This window comes from Saccharophagus sp. K07 (assembly GCF_014336955.1).
GTDB lineage: Bacteria > Pseudomonadota > Gammaproteobacteria > Pseudomonadales > Cellvibrionaceae > UBA5868.
In genome coordinates this window covers 713,529-730,514 of the sequence record NZ_QRAI01000001.1, presented here as the reverse complement: position 1 = coordinate 730,514, position 16,986 = coordinate 713,529, and the positions used below count along the sequence as shown (strand labels likewise).

16 protein-coding genes are annotated in these 16,986 nt (G+C 53.8%); all 16 read right to left on the bottom strand.

The annotated features are described in order from the left end of the window. Positions 1 to 13 precede the first annotated feature (13 nt). The 16 genes from proB to DWB84_RS02990 all read right to left on the bottom strand — a co-directional run bounded on the left by proB (position 14) and on the right by DWB84_RS02990 (position 16,943). Entirely contained in the window at positions 14 to 1,138 is a 1,125-nt protein-coding gene (gene proB / locus DWB84_RS03065; RefSeq protein WP_187408271.1) for a glutamate 5-kinase, read from the bottom strand. A gap of 21 nt (positions 1,139 to 1,159) precedes the next feature. Then, entirely contained in the window at positions 1,160 to 2,365 is a 1,206-nt protein-coding gene (gene cgtA, locus DWB84_RS03060) for an Obg family GTPase CgtA (protein WP_187408270.1), read from the bottom strand. A gap of 113 nt (positions 2,366 to 2,478) precedes the next feature. Beyond that, positions 2,479 to 2,736 (bottom strand): 50S ribosomal protein L27, encoded by a 258-nt coding sequence (rpmA, locus tag DWB84_RS03055; RefSeq protein WP_187408269.1) that lies wholly within the window; start codon positions 2,734 to 2,736, stop codon positions 2,479 to 2,481. Positions 2,737 to 2,748: 12 nt separating this feature from the next. After that, positions 2,749 to 3,060, bottom strand: a complete 312-nt coding sequence (gene rplU, locus DWB84_RS03050) for a 50S ribosomal protein L21 (protein ID WP_187408268.1) — start codon at positions 3,058 to 3,060, stop codon at positions 2,749 to 2,751. Positions 3,061 to 3,357: 297 nt separating this feature from the next. Further along, positions 3,358 to 5,421, bottom strand: a complete 2,064-nt coding sequence (locus tag DWB84_RS03045; protein ID WP_187408267.1) for a PhoX family phosphatase — start codon at positions 5,419 to 5,421, stop codon at positions 3,358 to 3,360. Between the two features lie 115 nt (positions 5,422 to 5,536). Beyond that, positions 5,537 to 6,445, bottom strand: a complete 909-nt coding sequence (locus DWB84_RS03040; RefSeq protein WP_187408266.1) for a septal ring lytic transglycosylase RlpA family protein — start codon at positions 6,443 to 6,445, stop codon at positions 5,537 to 5,539. 36 nt (positions 6,446 to 6,481) lie between these two features. Beyond that, positions 6,482 to 7,465, bottom strand: coding sequence for a lytic murein transglycosylase B (gene mltB, locus DWB84_RS03035; protein ID WP_187408265.1), 984 nt, complete (start codon positions 7,463 to 7,465; stop codon positions 6,482 to 6,484). Positions 7,466 to 7,481: 16 nt separating this feature from the next. Then, positions 7,482 to 8,630, bottom strand: a complete 1,149-nt coding sequence (gene rodA / locus DWB84_RS03030; RefSeq protein WP_187408930.1) for a rod shape-determining protein RodA — start codon at positions 8,628 to 8,630, stop codon at positions 7,482 to 7,484. Beyond that, entirely contained in the window at positions 8,630 to 10,537 is a 1,908-nt protein-coding gene (gene mrdA, locus DWB84_RS03025; RefSeq protein WP_187408264.1) for a penicillin-binding protein 2, read from the bottom strand. The genes rodA and mrdA overlap by 1 nt, the downstream gene beginning before the upstream one ends. 222 nt (positions 10,538 to 10,759) lie before the next feature. Next, positions 10,760 to 11,227 (bottom strand): 23S rRNA (pseudouridine(1915)-N(3))-methyltransferase RlmH, encoded by a 468-nt coding sequence (gene rlmH / locus DWB84_RS03020; RefSeq protein WP_187408263.1) that lies wholly within the window; start codon positions 11,225 to 11,227, stop codon positions 10,760 to 10,762. A 36-nt stretch (positions 11,228 to 11,263) separates the two neighbouring features. Next, positions 11,264 to 11,611: a ribosome silencing factor gene (gene rsfS, locus DWB84_RS03015; protein ID WP_187408262.1), complete on the bottom strand. Its 348-nt coding sequence runs from the start codon at positions 11,609 to 11,611 to the stop codon at positions 11,264 to 11,266. Positions 11,612 to 11,626: 15 nt separating this feature from the next. Next, positions 11,627 to 12,271, bottom strand: coding sequence for a nicotinate-nucleotide adenylyltransferase (gene nadD / locus DWB84_RS03010; RefSeq protein ID WP_187408261.1), 645 nt, complete (start codon positions 12,269 to 12,271; stop codon positions 11,627 to 11,629). Between the two features lie 8 nt (positions 12,272 to 12,279). After that, positions 12,280 to 13,536: a glutamate-5-semialdehyde dehydrogenase gene (locus DWB84_RS03005; protein WP_187408260.1), complete on the bottom strand. Its 1,257-nt coding sequence runs from the start codon at positions 13,534 to 13,536 to the stop codon at positions 12,280 to 12,282. 122 nt (positions 13,537 to 13,658) lie between these two features. Continuing rightward, positions 13,659 to 14,639: an alpha-L-glutamate ligase-like protein gene (locus DWB84_RS03000; protein ID WP_187408259.1), complete on the bottom strand. Its 981-nt coding sequence runs from the start codon at positions 14,637 to 14,639 to the stop codon at positions 13,659 to 13,661. Position 14,640: 1 nt separating this feature from the next. Continuing rightward, complete coding sequence (locus tag DWB84_RS02995) at positions 14,641 to 16,164, bottom strand: inactive transglutaminase family protein (RefSeq protein ID WP_187408258.1); 1,524 nt, start codon at positions 16,162 to 16,164, stop codon at positions 14,641 to 14,643. Continuing rightward, positions 16,161 to 16,943 carry a RimK/LysX family protein gene (locus tag DWB84_RS02990; protein WP_187408257.1) on the bottom strand — a complete coding sequence of 261 codons (783 nt, stop codon included), beginning with the start codon at positions 16,941 to 16,943 and terminating at the stop codon, positions 16,161 to 16,163. Before DWB84_RS02990 ends, DWB84_RS02995 begins: the two co-directional genes overlap by 4 nt. Between the last annotated feature and the right edge of the window lie 43 nt (positions 16,944 to 16,986).

Genomic DNA, 16,986 nt, shown 5'->3' with positions numbered 1-16,986 from the left:
AATCTGACGACTGTCAGACCAATACGAGATTGTCCCGATGAATCAGCTCGTCGTCGTCCTTGTAGCCGAGCAGCTGCAATATATGAGTACTGGATTGACCGGCAATTTTGCGCGCTTCATCACTGCTGTAATTCACCAAGCCGCGAGCAATTTCCCGACCTTGCAGATCGCGGCAAATCACCAGATCGCCGCGCAAAAATTCCCCGTGCACTTCCTTAACACCGACGGGCAATAAGCTTTTACCTTTGTCGCGCAGCACACCCACAGCGCCGTCATCGAGCACCAATACACCTTTGGATTGCATCTGTCCGGCCAACCAACGCTTGCGCGCGGCGAGCGGCTCATGCTCGGCGTACAACAAAGTGCCTACAGATTCCCCTGCGGCAACACGGGTAATCACACGATCAATACGCCCACCGACGATCACCGTGCTGGTCCCGGAGCGCTCAGCAAGACGGGCTGCGCGAACTTTGGTTGTCATACCGCCGCGCCCCAGTGATCCGCCACCCCCAGCCATCGCAAACAAAGCATCATTGGTCGCAGGGCTTTCATCAATGATTTTGGCTAGCGCATTTTGGCGCGGATCGGAGTCATACATGCCCAATTGATCCGTGAGGATCATCAGCACATCCGCCTGAATCAGATTGGCAACCAAAGCACCCAGAGTGTCGTTGTCACCAAAGCGGATTTCGTCAGTCACCACTGTATCGTTTTCATTAACGACCGGAATGACGTGTAACTTGGTAAGAGTGCGCAAGGTTGAACGCGCATTGAGGTAGCGCTGACGATGATACAAATCATCGTGATCCAGCAAAATTTGCGCGGTGCAGAGATTGTGGGACTGGAAAGCGTCTTCATAGGTTTGAATAAGACCCATCTGCCCAACAGCTGCAGCAGCCTGCAATTCATGAATAGCCTGCGGCCGCTCTTTCCAGCCCAGACGGGTCATGCCAGCTGCAACAGCGCCTGAGGACACCAGCACCACTTCATGCCCCTGCTTAACCAAATCAGCAATCTGACCAACCCAGCCTTTGATCGCTGTACGGTCCAAACCTTTGCCGTTATCGGTCAACAGTGCGCTGCCGATTTTGATTACCCAGCGACGGCTGGTACGCAATAAATGTCGTTTGTTGCTCAAACAAATTTTCCTTACAAGGCGCTAACGAACGTACTCGACCTCAACATCGTAATCATCGTCGTCGAAGTCATCATCGTCATCTTCGTCGTCGACGCGACCGCCCTTAGCAGCCAAATATTTTTCGCGCAATGCCTGGATATGCTGACGCGCTTCCGCCTGCATGCGATCCTGCATTTCGCGTTCCTGTTTAACCAATTCAGGATCGTTTTTCTCCGCTTCCCAAACCTGATCCAGTTCATTCTGCAAATCGCGTGTCAGAGCTTCTGTGCCCTGCTTTTCCGCCGCGGACACGACATAAATCGGACCGTCCCACGGCAGCTCCTGAATCATGCGCTGTTTGATTTCTTCTGCCTCTTCCGGCAGCAGCAAATCCGCTTTATTCAATACCAGCCAACGGCGACGTTGCGCCAGGGTTTCACTGAATCGTCCCAACTCTGCAATGATGGCGCGCGCATTTTCTACGGGATCGGAACCGTCGACCGGACACATATCCACCAAATGCACGAGGATACGGCAACGGGTGAGATGCTTGAGGAAACGAATACCGAGACCCGCTCCTTCTGATGCCCCCTCGATCAAACCGGGAATATCGGCAATCACAAAGCTGCGCAAGCGATTGGTGCGCACGACGCCGAGACTCGGCACCAAGGTGGTAAAAGGATAGTCCGCCACTTTCGGCTCAGCAGCCGAGACGGCACGGATAAAGGTCGACTTTCCGGCATTGGGAAGACCGAGCATGCCCACATCAGCCAAAACTTTAAGTTCGAGGCGGAGATAGCGTGCCTCCCCCAGGCTGCCTGGAGTGGTTTGACGAGGTGTGCGATTGGTACTGGATTTGAAACGAGTATTGCCCAGGCCGTGCCAGCCGCCCTGCGCCACTTTCAAGCGCTCGCCAGGGGCAGTCAAATCGCCGATCACAACACCCGTTTCATCGTCGATAACGGATGTGCCCACCGGCACGGGTAGAACCAGATCCTCCCCCGATTTCCCAGTGCAGTTCGAACCCTTGCCAGATTCACCATTCTGCGCCTGAAAACTGCGGGTAAAGCGGTAGTCGACCAGGGTGTTCAGGCTTTCATCGGCAACCAGATAAACCGAACCGCCATCACCGCCATCACCGCCGTTTGGGCCGCCTTTAGCAATGAATTTTTCCCGCCGGAACGCTAAACAACCATCGCCACCGCGTCCGGCCTGGACGAAAATCGTGGCTTCATCGACAAATTTCATAATTCTGACCTGGCTCCATCGTCATCAACAGAACCGTTTGATGCAAACTTTATAAACGAAAAAGCCCCGTCTACTGGGACAGGGCTTTTCGATTAGTCCGACGCTGCGCGTGATTAGGCGGTCACAACGCTCACGTAACGGCGATTGCGCGGGCCCTTCACTTCGAATTTAACCGCGCCATCGACTTTCGCGAACAGGGTATGGTCTTTACCGATACCTACGTTCGCACCAGCATGAAACTGGGTGCCACGCTGACGAACGATAATGCCGCCAGCATTGATAGCCTGACCACCGAAAACTTTGACGCCAAGACGTTTACTTTCGGAATCGCGACCGTTGCGGGTACTACCGCCTGCTTTCTTGTGAGCCATTGATAAATCCTCTTACGCGTTGATGCCGGTAATTTTAACGTCGGTGTACCACTGACGATGGCCTTGACGTTTCATAGAATGCTTACGGCGACGGAACTTGATGATGGTCACTTTATCAGCGCGGCCGTGAGACAAAATTTCTGCTTTCACTTTAGCGCCAGAAACCAGCGGGGCGCCGAGGGTAACGTTACCGTCTTTAGCGACCAGCAAAACTTGATCGAATTCTACAGTGTCGCCAGTGGCAGCTTCGATTTTTTCCAGACGAAGAATTTCGCCCTCTTGAACACGGTGTTGTTTACCACCGGATACGATTACTGCGTACATGTACTAATGCTCCAGTAAAGATTGGACGCCGCGAAGCACTTAGCCGAACTTCAACCCCTTAGGGATTCGAAGCTCTTCCAAGATTTCAGGCCAGGACAACCATTTGCCAAGACCACAGAGCTTGCGCCGTATCAAAAAATGGCAGAGAGACCTGCCAAAAGGCCGCGAATTCTAGCCGATAGCGGCTCCTGAAGCAATACGTTCCACAGAACAAAGGCCGGCCTGATAGCCGACGAGCAGGGATGCGCACGCCCGCGAGAAATGCCCGGGCTTGGCGCCCCGGACATCATGTACAACCTATTCGCCGACTGGACCACCCTGTACTTTTTCCACTACAACAGTGGCAGAGCGTGGGCGGATGGTCACACCTGCAGGGGTTTGCTCCTGAGCGTCATCACCGTATGGCCAATTGTCCGGATGCTGCACGTTGACGAAAAACGTATGGTGATTACCGGTAAATGCCAAGCCAGTAATTTCGCTCCCGTTAGGCCCCACCAAAAAGCGTCGTAGCTCAGTTTGATTAGTGCCACTGATAACTTGCTGGTTGCCCCCCGCGTCTACCAAGGCCGAGGGAATAACGGCCAGCATTTGATCATTGGTGCTTTTCGTCACCTCACTTGCGCCGTTGTCGGTCTGCACCCACAAGATTCCGCGTTCGTCGAACATCAAACCATCAGGGCTGGCGAATTGGTTGAGATCCGTCAGTCCGGAAAGATTAACACCCTCTTCCGCGTCCGCTGGTGCACCAAATAAGAAAATATCCCAGGTAAAACTGCGGTGATCCTCGCTTTCATCCCAGCGGATGATATGGCCAAATTTGTTATTCACTCGCGGGTTTGCAGCATTGGCTTCTCGACGAGCAGTATTGTTGGTCAGCGTCATATAGACACTGCCGGTGATGGGATCAACCGCTCCCCACTCAGGGCGATCCATGGGCGTCGCCCCCAAGAGATCCGCTGCACCAGCGGTATTGAGAATAATGTCTGCCAAGCTTTCGAAGGACTCACTGAGAGGCTTGCCGTCCTTCGCCAAACTCTCCAATGTCAGCGGCAACCAAACACCCGTACCATCTTCATCGAAGCGCGCTACATAAAGGGTGCCCTCATTTAAATATTTATCGCCCACGGCAAGACGGTCCTCGCGTTTGGCGTCCGCCGGATCCCAAAGAGCCGACGAGACAAATTTATACACATATTCACCCTGAGCATCGTGCCCTGAGTAAAAGGCCACTGGCCGGCCTGCCGCAAGCTTCCCCACCTCGCAGGCTTCATGGCGAAATCGGCCCAGCGCCGTTCGCTTAATAGGGCGACTGTCGGGTGAATAGGGGTCGATTTCAACAATATAGCCGTGCCCATTGGCTTCGTTACGGTAGTCCAACAGGGCGCTTTCGGCTCGCGGGGTCACGTCAAAACGAGCAAACTCGTCGTTTTTCTCACTCTCATTCCCGGCTAGGTCATTCCATCCATACTGGTTGCCTGTGGTGCCCAAACCGATACGTGCTTGATCCGCGGTGCGCTCCGCCGTGTTGGCAAAATAACCTGGCCAATTTTCTTCACAGGTTAAAAAGGTACCCCAGGGGGATGTGCCATTGCCGCAGTTATTGAAGGTACCGCGCGCACTGATGCCATCAGGCGAAAACGGCGTTTTCAGCAAATCGTGACCGGCCATAGGGCCGCTGATGTCCATCTCAGTGGCACCGGTAATGCGGCGGTTATGGCGATCGTTGGCCACGACCTGCCAAACCCCTTCCACCTTTTTAATGCGTACCACCGTGACACCATGCGCGTAGATTTCCTTACGCACCTCATCAGCCAGGATTCGCCGCCTGGTGGTTGCGTCGCGGGTGACACCATTGGGGTGCAGCGCGTCTTGGTCAATGTATTCGTGGTTGATGCACAGCAAGCCGTCTTCATGACTGCCATTCAATGGATAGAACGACATACCGTCGTGGTGCATACCAACAGAATTGGCTTGGTCCTCGGCGGTATTGGTGCCATCCGGCTTCCACGGTGCCGCCCGATCATTTAGCGGCGTGCCCCAGGGGGCGAGAATGGACGCTTTGTAATTTTCCGGCACCACTATGGCATCGGTGCGCGAGCCGGGGATGGATTGGAAGCCCAAGGCGGTAAGAGGCTTTTCTGCATCCGGCAATGTCACCGGACTGCCCGCGCCGCTGCTGCGATGTTTATCGGAATTGCTGTCACAACCACTCAGTCCTAGGCTCGCCATAATCGACAAGGCGGCCATAGCACTGCCGGTGCGGATCAACGTTCGCCGGTGGATGTGCCGCTCCAAAACAGTGGCGAAAGGCGTGTTGTCACTCGAGTTATAAAGGGTGGGGTCGAACGTGGCCTTACTCATTAAGATCTCTCCTAGGGATGACATTTAGGGAGCGACCTTAAAGGTGCGGCGTGACAGAAATGTGGCAAATGGTTGACCGTTTTATGACGCGAGCGAAACGCAAACGAGCCTCTTCTTAATACTCCACCAAGTGCGCTTCCGGCAGACTCGCCTCGGCAAGTCTTTTGCGCAAATCCAGCAGCTCGAAGTTATCCAGGATCGGCCCCACCAGCACTTTGTACAGATTGTTTGCTGGCTCGGGACGCACGTGCGCTTTCATACCGGCGGCGGCCACCTTGTTACTGAGGTCTGCGGCACTCTCCGGTTTACTAAACGCACCTAACTGCAAATAGGCTTGCGGAATATTTTGGGCGGGAGGCTGTACGACAGGAGCAACACCCTCTGCGGCTGCAGGAGAAGGAGTTACTGAAGGTATAGACGCTACCGGTGGGGCAGCAGAGACCGCAGGCGCTGCGGGCGTTGCAGAAGCAAGTTGAGCCCCTGGCGGCAGATCAGGCTCGATCACCTCAATACGAACCTTTGCTGTGCCCTTTTCGTGAAAGCCCAATTTTTTAGCGGCCGCGTAGCTGAGATCGATAATGCGCCCTTCATGGAAAGGGCCGCGGTCATTGACTCGCACAACCACGCTGGACCCATTTTCCAGGTTCGTCACTTTCACGTAAGCAGGAATCGCCAGAGTTTTATGCGCGGCGGTCATGGCGTACATATCGTAGATTTCGCCATTGGAAGTTTTATTGCCGTGAAATTTCTTGCCATACCAGGAGGCATAACCTGTCTCGGTGAAACCTTTGGTATTGAAATTCACATGGTAGGTTTTGCCCAGAACTGTATAAGGCGTCTTGTTACCCGCCACCTTAATCAGCTCATGACGCGGCACTGCATCCTCCACACCGGATACATCCACATCTTCATCCGGAGCACTATCTTGCAGAACGACAGTCGTCGAACTCGGCTTGGTCACGGTGACACATCCGAACAAAGCCGATAGCAGCAACGCGATAAATCCCCACCGAAGCAAAAACATAACTTCGTACCTTTCCCCCATTTAAGTCAGTTCTGCTTATGCCTTACGCGCTTCCTTGATGGCTTCGCTAAGCTGCCACACCGCCATAGCGTAAAGCTGGCTGCGATTGTAACGAGTGATCACGTAGAAATTATTGAATCCCAGCCAATATTCGTCGCCATCCTCCTGCACATAACTGAGCAAACTGGCCGACTGGTCCGCTGCTACCGATGACGCTGGTTCGACACCTTTTTTGCGCAATTCGGCAATCGTCATAGTTGGTCGCGCGGTGGAATTGACCAGGCTTTCATCCACTTTGCCTTTGACTTTAGCCCGTACAAATACCGGCTGCCCTGACTGCCATCCGTGCGCCTTGAAATAATTGGCAACGCTGGCAATAGCGTCGTTTTTGTTGGTCCAGATATCCGCAACTCCATCGCCGTCAAAATCGCGCGCGTAGTGACGGTAGCTGCTGGGAATAAATTGACCGTAGCCCATGGCACCGGCGTAGGAGCCTTTTAAGTCGAGCGGATTTTGTTTTTGCTCGCGCGCCAACAAAAATAATTCCTCCAACTGCTTGCGGAAAAATTCGCTGCGCGGTGGGTAATCAAAACCGAGCGTGGTTAAAGCATCGATTACCCGATAGCTGCCCATATGGCGACCGTAGCGGGTTTCCACGCCGATTATGGCGACGATAATCGCCGGATCGACACCGTAGCGTTCAGATACAGTGATCAAGGTTTTTTCGTTTTCTTTCCAGAAAGCGACACCCTGCTGAATCCGATCATTGTCGAGAAAGATCTTGCGGTATTCAAACCAGGGTTTGGTTTTTTCGGCCGGACGGGAAATCGCATCCAGAATGGCTTGTTTTTTCTCCGCCTGAGCCAGCCAGGACTCCACCATTTTAGCGTCGAACTTATGCTGCTTCACCATACGGTCGACAAAGGCCTTGGCCTCTTCATGGCGGCTGTAATCCGCGTTTGCCTGACTTCCCACCATATAGGTTGCCAAGATGGCGCCGGACCAAAATTTTTTCATCATAAGTAATCGTTTCCGTTCAGACAGTTACTCGCTTGCGTTCGGTTGCAACCGCCATAAGCAAGCCAAACCCAAGCATCAAGGAAATGAGTGACGTGCCCCCCAGACTCACCAAAGGCAGCGGCACACCAACAACAGGCAATAAACCCGACACCATTCCAATGTTAACGAACACGTAAACCATAAACGTCAGCGTAATGCTACCTGCCAGGATGCGACTGAAAGTGCTTTGCGCCGTAACCGCGATCCACAGGCCTCGGCTAATGACGAAAAAATAGCCCGCGAGCAACAATAAAACTCCCATCATGCCGAACTCTTCGGCCAGCACCGCGATAATGAAATCCGTATGGCTCTCAGGCAAAAAATCGAGCTGCGACTGGGTGCCATTCATCCAACCTTTGCCTTCCCAACCACCGGAGCCAATAGCGGTTTTGGACTGGATAATGTTCCAGCCTGCGCCAAGTCGGTCCGCTTCCGGATCCAACAGTGTCAGCACCCGACGCTTCTGATAGTCATGCATAACAAAATGCCACATGGGCCAAGCGGCAGCGGCAACCGCAGCGACTGTGCCCAGGATATAGCGCCAGGGAAGTCCAGCAAGAAAAAGTCCGATCAATCCTGAAGTCGCCACCAGAATTGCCGTCCCCAAATCCGGCTGCTTAACGATTAAAGCGGCAGGCAGGAGGATAAAAACAAGACAAATCACGATATGGGAAAAACGCGGTGGCAGTATGCGCGCGGAGAAAAACGATGCCACACAAATAGGCACTGCCAGCTTGAGAATCTCCGACGGCTGGAAACGAACAAATCCCAAACTCAGCCAACGTTGAGCGCCTTTGGCACCGACGCCGACCACCAATACCAGCACCAGCAAAATAATCCCAAAGCCGTAAAACCAGAACGCATAACGTTCGAGAAACATCAAATTGACCTGAGCAACGGCAAACATGGCGAGATAGGCCATGCCGAAAAATACGACCTGGCGTTTCACCATAAATTGGCTGTGACCGCTCGCGCTGTACAACACTACCAAACCGTAAACGCTAAGCGCCAAAAGGCCGAGCAGCAAGATTGGATCTATATGAATAAGGCGCCAAAAACTGGTGGCGCTCTTGAAGTGATGACTGGAATCCGGCAAGCGCCGGACGAAATCCTGCCCTTTGGACATCATGGCCTGTAACCCAATGCGGCTTCTTGTTCACGTTGAGCCTGGCGGACGGCTTCCACGGCAAACCAGGTGTCGAACACTTGCCGGGCGACAGGCGCCGCTGCGCTCGATCCGTGCTCACCATTTTCAATCACAATCGCCACGGCCACTTCCGGTTTCTCCACCGGGGCATAGGCAATAAATAAGGCGTGGTCGCGATTGCGCTCATGGATTTTGTCCCGGTCGTATTCCTGGTCCTGAGCAATCCCGATAACCTGAGCCGTCCCAGTTTTGCCGGCGATGCGATAGGTCACACCGCGATTGATCACTTTTGCAGTACCGCGCGCGCTGTGCACCACCGCTTCCATCGCCTGTGCAACGGAATCCCAATTCTCTTCACGCGCTTCATAACGAACTTCGGCCGGAGCCAAAACCTTCTCGTTGCCAACCCGCTCGACGACTCTCGGTTCGTGAATAATTCCCCGCGTAGCCAAACCGGCGGTCATAACGGCGAGTTGCAAAGGTGTCGCCAGCACATCGCCCTGACCGATGCTCATGTTCAGACTGTCACCAGGGAACCACGGCAGCCCGCGCACAGCTTTTTTCCACATGCGCGAGGGCCAGTTGCCCGCCCGCTCACTGGGAATATCAATACCCGTGCGACTTCCCAAACCAAAGGCAGCGCCCAGCGGATGCATGCGATCCACCCCCATGCGCACCGACAGATCGTAAAAATAGGTATCGCAGGATTCGACGATCGCCTGATGCAAATCCACTTGGTTGCCATGACCATATTTTTTCCAGTCGCGATAGCGTCGTTCACTGTTTTCCAATATGTAGAAGCCCGGGTCGCGAATACGCCATTGAGGTGTTATCACGCGGCTTTCCAAACCACCCAAGCCGAGCATAGGTTTCAGGGTCGATCCGGGTGGATATTGACCTTGAATGGTGCGGTTGAGCAGCGGCAGATCTGGAGACTCATTGAGCTCTCGATAGTTCTGCACGCTAATACCTGTCACAAACAAATTGGGGTCGAAACTCGGCGTACTCACAAGTGCCAACAAACCACCTGTCGCCACTTCAATTGCCACTACCGCTCCCCGTCGGCCAGCCATGGCTTCGGCAGCAGCCTTTTGCACTTCGATATCGAGATTCAAATAAATATCTTTTCCCGGAACCGGGTCGATACGCTCCAAAGTGCGCAACACACGCCCGTGCGCATTGACCTCAACGTGCTGAGAACCCACCTCTCCCAACAGTTCTTCCTCATAATATTTTTCTACACCGATTTTGCCGATGCTGTGGGTGCCGCTGTAACGGCGATACATTTGATCGTCGAAATTGGCAAGCTCGCGTTCGCTGATACGGCCGACATAACCAATGGTATGGGCGAACAGCTCGCCGTAGGGGTAATAGCGCACCAGTTGCGCTTCGACCTCAACCCCTTCTAGGGCGTATTCATTCACAGCGATACGTGCAATTTCTTCTTCAGTGAGGTGATAGCGCAGGGGAACTGACTCATAAGGACGGCGACGCTGGCTTAAGGCCTTGCGGAAATTCGCCAGATCGTCCTCACCGACATCGATAAGCGTCGCTACAGCCACAAGGGTTTTTTCCAGGTCAGGGGTGCGCTCTTTAACGATGGAGAGCGTATAGCTCGGGCGATTTTCCGCTAGTAAAACGCCATTGCGATCAAAAATAAGTCCGCGATTGGGCGGCACGGGTTGCACTTGAATACGATTGCTTTCCGCGCGCGTCACATAAGCTTCGTAATTTACGATTTGCAGGTGGTAAAAGCGGAAAATCAGAATGCCGAACAGCAGCAAGACGCCGACAAAAGCAACGGATATGCGCGAACCAATCAGACGGGCTTCCGTCTTGATGTCCTTTAAGCGGTGAAGATCGTTATCGATGTCGCGAAACGGCATATCTCAATGCAATTGATGAATCGTGGCAGCTAAATTCAAGAAATAGCTTTTATTGAGTCTAGTCGGTATCGGCAATCAGGACCGGGGCGGGCGAGTATGCCGGGTAAATACGGCAGAATAAACCAGTTCGCAGCCGCACATGAAAAAATTCTCTGACCAGAAAGACCTGCAAGACGTTCCGCAGCGACAGATTTTTATCCTCCGCTGCGAATTCGCAGAAACTCACTTGTGATATGGATGGTTCTGCCAAATAGTCCAAGCGCGATACAACTGCTCGATCAACACAATGCGGACCACAGGATGAGGAAGCGTGAGATTGGAAAGAGACCAGCGCACGTCGGCGCGGGCCAAACATTGCTGACTGAAACCATCCGGCCCGCCGATCACAAATGCCAGATTGCGACCGTCCATACGCCAGCGCGACAACTGCTCGGCCAATTGCTCAGTCGACCAGGATTTTCCCTGCACATCCAACGCGACCATGGTGGTGGCTGAAGAAATATGCTGCAGGATAGCTTCGCCCTCCTGCTTCATTGCGTCCTGCACGGCACCGTTTTTACCCCGGTTACCGAGCGGAATTTCCACCAAGGTCGGGGTCAATTCCTTAGGCAAGCGCTTCGCGTACTCGTCGTAGCCCGCCTGCACCCAGGCCGGCATACGCGTTCCCACGGCGATCATCTGAACCTTCATGATCTAGCGCCTACCTCTTTTGCGATCTCTCTTTATTTACTGACGATCTTCGGCGCGATGTGCAGGTACCTTCGACCAGAGTTTTTCCAGTTCATAAAAATCGCGCGTCGCTTGCAGCATGATATGCACAACCGTATCGCCGTAATCGATCAAAACCCATTCGCCCAATTCCAGCCCTTCGATACCGAGCGGCCGATGATTGGCTTTTTTCAGTTCTTCGACGACGTTATCCGCAAGGGATTTTACGTGGCGATTGGAGGTACCGGTCGCAATGATCAAATGATCCATGATGTCCGTTAATTGGTGGACATCCAGTTCAACGATTTTCTGGCCTTTCAGATCTTCGAGCGCGTCGATGATCAATTTGTTGAGTTCTAAATTCATAAGCTACTTCAAAGATTAATGGGATAAATACAAATGATGAGATTGGATGTACTGCTGCACAGGCTCGGGCAGGAGATATTTACCTGTCAGGCCCTGCGCCATTTGTCTGCGTAATTCTGTGGATGAGATGGCAACCAGCGTCGTCTCCAAAAAGGCCACACCACCATATGCGTCCAACTGCTCCAGACTGCGTTCCCGCTCGCTCAGCCACTCCGCCACCTCGCCTTCATGTGGCCGTTGCCAACCGGGTCGATTGATCACCAACAAATTCGCCACATCGGTCAGCTCGCGCCAGCGATACCATGTATGCAGACTGACGAGGCTGTCCATGCCGATCAGCCACACCAACACCTCTTGCGGGCGCAATCGCCGCAGGTGGTGCAAGGTGTTAAACGTGTAGGACGGTCCGCTGATGTCCTCGATTTCACAACGATCAATCGTGAAAGTCGTTGCATTTCCTACCACGGCATTCAGCTCCGCCACTGCCAATTCGAGCATCGACAGACGGTGAGCTATAGACACTTCTGGGTGGGGTTTGTGAGGCGGGTCCGCACAGGGAACAAAAGCCACACCAGCGCCGGTGCGCAGATGGCATTCCAGCGCTAAGCGGGTGTGGCCTATATGAACCGGGTTAAATGTGCCGCCCAGAAACAGTTGCAATGTCGCCATCACTGGCGGATATGCCCATCGCCGAGCACCACCCATTTCTGGGAGGTCAGCCCTTCCAGTCCGACCGGACCACGGGCGTGAATTTTATCGGTGGAAATGCCGATTTCGGCACCCAAACCGTATTCAAAGCCATCGGCAAAACGGGTTGATGTATTCACCATCACGGAGCTGGAATCCACCGCCGTAATGAACTGGCGCGCGCGCGTGTAGTTTTCCGTCACTATGGCATCTGTGTGTTGCGAGCCATAACGATTGATATGCTCGATCGCCTCGTCCAGTCCGCTCACTATTTTGATGGCGAGGATCGGCGCGAGATATTCGGCATACCAGTCTTCCTCCGTGGCTACTTTGGCATCGGGCAAAAGTGCACGGGTTTTTTCGCAACCGCGCAATTCTACGCCTTTGGCGCCGTAGGCTTCTGCCAGACGGGGCAGAATCTGGTCGGCAACTGCTTCATTAACCAACAGGGTTTCCATAGCGTTGCATACGCCGTATCTGTGGGTCTTGGCGTTGAGGGAGATTTTGAAGGCTTTATCCAGATCGGCGGCTACATCTATATAAACGTGGCAAACGCCATCCAAATGTTTGATGACGGGGACCTTGGCCTCTGTGGAAATGCGCTCGATCAAGCTGCGGCCACCGCGCGGCACGATCACATCAATATATTGAGGCATAGTGATCATGGCGCCCACTGCGGCGCGATCCGTGGTTTCGACGACTTGCACTGCCGTTTCCGGCAAGCCTGCTTCACGCAAACCGGCGCGAATGCAGGCGGCTATGGCCATATTCGAGGCAATGGATTCACTGCCACCGCGCAAAACCGCCGCATTGCCGGATTTCAAACACAAGCTTGCGGCGTCTATGGTCACGTTGGGACGTGACTCATAAATAATGCCGACCACACCCAGAGGCACACGCATTTTGCCAACCTGAATGCCGGTTGGGCGGTATTTGAGATCGGTGATTTCACCGCAAGGATCTGCCAGCGCCGCCACTTGGCGAATGCCTTCGATCATGGCGTCGATGCGCGCCGGCGTCAGTTCCAGACGATCCAGCAAGGCCGGCTCCAGTCCACGCTCGCGGCCTTTGGCCAAATCTGTCGCATTGGCTTCCGCCAACTGCGCGCGCGATTTGGTGAGTTGCTCCGCAATAGCATTTAACGCAGCGTTTTTGCTTGCAGTACTAGCAGTTGCCAGCAGGCGGGAGGCAGATCGGGCTTGTTGCCCGACCAAATTCATATAGTCCTGTACATTCATGAGATCGACGGCGTATTCGCAGTGAACAAAAAAGAGCCGGGCATTATATCAGGCGGGCGCTCGGCTTGTTAGATCAAAATTTGAACGGACATCAGTGTCCAAAGATTGGCGAGCAGCGGCGCTCAAAGGTCAGATTGTGCAGCGAAATGAGTGCGAGAATATGCGACGCGTTCAACGATTGGGAACTTTTCCGGCTTTTTTATGCTTTCGATGCGCCGCAAACGCGGCAAAAGGCCCGCGTTATTGGCAACCTGGATCGATAATCCCGGTCGGGCGTTAAGCTCCAGCAACAATGGCCCGCGGTTTTTATCGAGCACCAAATCGACGCCCAGATACCCCAAACCCGTCATGTCGTAGCAAGCGCAAGCGAGTTCGAGCATGCCGATCCACTGCGGGACCACCAGCTCACTCAATGGCTGTTTGGTATCCGGGTGATGCGTTACCGGCCGGCCACTTTGCACTGCGCGCACCGCGCCGCCAGTATCCATCGAGATACCTACGCCTACCGCCCCCTGGTGCAAATTGGCCTTGCCCTTGGACGACGCGCAGGACAACCGCATCATGGACATCACCGGAAAGCCGCGAAACACAATCACGCGCAAATCCGGCACCCCTTCGTGGGTAAACTGGCGAAACGCGTCATCCACCTTGATCAAGGATTCCACCAAGGCAAAATCGGTTTTACCGCCGAGAGAGAACAAACCAGCCAGGATATTCGAGATATGGCGCTGGATATCCTGCAGCGAAATCGGTTGGCCATTGGTTTTGTAGTAGACCCCGTCTACTACTCGATCGATCACCAGAATCCCTTTGCCGCCCGAGCCTTTCGCCGGTTTGATGCAAAAGCCCGGAATGCCGTCTGTCATTTTGGCGATTTTGCGCACGTCGTGTTGGTTGTCGATCACGCCGATCAGATCCGGCACATTGACGCCGTGCTCCAGTGCCAGGGTTTTGGTTTTGAGCTTATCGTCCACCAATGGATACAAGGTACGCGGGTTATAGCGGGAGATGTAGCGGATATTGCGGCAGTTCATGCCCAAGATGCCCTTCCCTGCCAAGCGGCCGTAGACGGTGCGTTCGCGCCAGTACTGCAGCAGATTCATATCAGCGCTCTTGGACCAGATGTTTGAAACGGCGCAACTCGCTCAGGCGGTAGCCGGTGTAATTACCGCACATCAGCACCAGCGCCATAAAGACAAATTGCAGACCGATAAAGTTGAACATCAGATGGCGGACGATTGGATTGATCATCACCAGATAGGCCAAGACGGCCACCAAAAGAGATCCACCGCCCTGGATAAACACCTCTTTGGCGCCCTCTTCTTCCCACAAAATGGACATGCGCTCGATAGTCCATGACAGGATGATCATAGGGAAGAAGGTGACTTTTAGTCCTTCCGCCAATCCCAAGCCATAAGCCAGTACGGAGAATGCCGCAATAATGACAATGACCGAGATGATTACTGCGGATATCCTCGCCACCAGCAGCAGGTTATGGCGCGACAAATAAGACCTGATCATCAGACCGACGCCAACGATCAGAAAAAAGCCGACCAATCCGGTAATCAAACTCGTCTGGATAAACGCCAGCGCAATCAGCACCGGCATAAACGTACCCGAAGTGCGGATACCGACCAGAATGCGCATGATTACGACCACTAGAACACCCACAGGAATCAGCAGAATGCCTTTGAACATGGCCTGCTCTTCCAGCGGCAGACTGTGAATGGAGAAGTCCATGGCGTTTTTCAGGTGGGCCACTTTTTCCTGATAGATGCGGGAAGCCGGCACTTCCTGACTAATGATCGAAAAGGTGACCGCAGAATCACGCCCACCAACCAAATCCAGCAATGAGCTTGAGTTCTGCTCCCACAGCAACTGATTCTCCATCTGCCCCTGCTGACCCGTTTGCGGATCGAACAAGGCGTATTGGTCTCCGGAGAATACTTGCAGATAGCTCACCAAGGTCTGGCGCCGTCGGCCGTCTTCCAAAAACAGGGTCTGTACGACTCGCGCCGGAATACCGGCGAGGTTCAACATCTCCACCAAACGCCGTTCGCGCGACTTCTGCTGCACCAGCAGCTGCGCCAACTGGGTTTCGTTGTTGAATTCCGCAATCAGCTCGCGCGTCATAGTGAACGCATCCGCCGAACGCGCCCGCGCTCGCTGCAGTAGCTGGGTTACCGCGGTCTGCTCCGGTCCGGCATAGGTTACGGTTTCTATAACCGGGGGCACACCTTCGGTGACATTGAAAGAGTCTTCGTCAAAGAGCATATCGACCTGGTAATACAAGGTCTGCCGGCCCTTTGCTTCGCGAATGGACCACTCGGCGCGCCGCTTCACACCTTCGTCTACGAACGCTAGGCCGTAACCGGGGCTCGCCGTGTGCTCAGATACACGCTCAAACCCAGGTTGATTATCCGGTACTGCCAGGGATAGCTTTACCGGTTGTCCAAGCGCTTCAAACTCGACTTTGGCTTCGATGGACCAGATCTGCCGTTTGGCATCCGGCAACCACGGAACGTCAAACGTGTAATGGCGATAGAACGTCAAAAACAGGCCCGCACCTATTAATCCGAGCACCAAAACGTACAGCGGAACCCGGGTGGAAGAGACGGATTTACTCATAGGGAGGAATTCTCGGAATGCTTGCGTTGCGTGTGCTGGCGTTTTTCATCGACAACAGCTATGTCACGCAGGAAGGAGCGGCCCAGAACGACGGGGGATTCGGCGGTATCTCGGTTGACCAGGGTAAATTCGGTGTCCTCGATCAAAGTTCCCAACTTCACTTTCAGCCGTACAATCGGCCTGCTCTCAGGGTCATCGCCGTTGGCAGGACGCACACGAACTTTGCGCAATAGCGGAGACTCGTACGGCCCTGCCCCGGTGTCGTCCGAGGAAGCTGGCGCCAGCTGAAAACGAACCCATTGGTCGCCGTCGCGCTCAAACAACTGAATATTGCTGGCATAAATAGAGGAGGACCGGAGTTTATCGTCGAGCTGGGCCTCAACGCTACCACCCATGACATCGAACCAAACCCACTCTACCGTGCCGAGAATCACCTTGCCCGACTCATCCACCTGCGGCTCTTGCATTGCAGGTTTTTCTGAGGTGGCTTGAGAAGGTTTTGGGGAAATGGATTTGGCCTGAGAAGATTGGTGTTTTTGGCTGAATTTGAGATTTTCGATTTCCTGCTGGAGATCGAAGAGCGCATCGGCAAGGTCCAAATTGCGCTCTTCCAGATAGGATATCTGTTGACGCTGCGTCGCCAACTGCTCCTCCTGGACAAGGATTCGCTGTTCAGAGGTCTGCTGCGACGCCTGCAGAGCCTCAATTAATCGCTTCTGAGCACAGCCGGTAAACGACAAGACCAGAAGGGGCAAAATGATGATGTGACAGGATTTCATATGATTATTTTTATGCCTCGTCATCCCAAAACAGCAAAGCAGA

Excerpts from the sequence above, each read along its gene's own strand:
- cgtA (WP_187408270.1), bottom strand. The coding sequence starts at position 2,365 with ATGAAATTTGTCGATGAAGCCACGATTTTCGTCCAGGCCGGACGCGGT.
- rpmA (WP_187408269.1), bottom strand. The coding sequence starts at position 2,736 with ATGGCTCACAAGAAAGCAGGCGGTAGTACCCGCAACGGTCGCGATTCC.
- rplU (WP_187408268.1), bottom strand. The coding sequence starts at position 3,060 with ATGTACGCAGTAATCGTATCCGGTGGTAAACAACACCGTGTTCAAGAG.
- DWB84_RS03045 (WP_187408267.1), bottom strand. The coding sequence starts at position 5,421 with ATGAGTAAGGCCACGTTCGACCCCACCCTTTATAACTCGAGTGACAAC.
- DWB84_RS03040 (WP_187408266.1), bottom strand. The coding sequence starts at position 6,445 with ATGTTTTTGCTTCGGTGGGGATTTATCGCGTTGCTGCTATCGGCTTTG.
- mltB (WP_187408265.1), bottom strand. The coding sequence starts at position 7,465 with ATGATGAAAAAATTTTGGTCCGGCGCCATCTTGGCAACCTATATGGTG.
- rodA (WP_187408930.1), bottom strand. The coding sequence starts at position 8,630 with ATGTCCAAAGGGCAGGATTTCGTCCGGCGCTTGCCGGATTCCAGTCAT.
- mrdA (WP_187408264.1), bottom strand. The coding sequence starts at position 10,537 with ATGCCGTTTCGCGACATCGATAACGATCTTCACCGCTTAAAGGACATC.
- rlmH (WP_187408263.1), bottom strand. The coding sequence starts at position 11,227 with ATGAAGGTTCAGATGATCGCCGTGGGAACGCGTATGCCGGCCTGGGTG.
- rsfS (WP_187408262.1), bottom strand. The coding sequence starts at position 11,611 with ATGAATTTAGAACTCAACAAATTGATCATCGACGCGCTCGAAGATCTG.
- DWB84_RS03005 (WP_187408260.1), bottom strand. The coding sequence starts at position 13,536 with ATGAATGTACAGGACTATATGAATTTGGTCGGGCAACAAGCCCGATCT.
- DWB84_RS03000 (WP_187408259.1), bottom strand. The coding sequence starts at position 14,639 with ATGAATCTGCTGCAGTACTGGCGCGAACGCACCGTCTACGGCCGCTTG.
- DWB84_RS02995 (WP_187408258.1), bottom strand. The coding sequence starts at position 16,164 with ATGAGTAAATCCGTCTCTTCCACCCGGGTTCCGCTGTACGTTTTGGTG.
- DWB84_RS02990 (WP_187408257.1), bottom strand. The coding sequence starts at position 16,943 with ATGAAATCCTGTCACATCATCATTTTGCCCCTTCTGGTCTTGTCGTTT.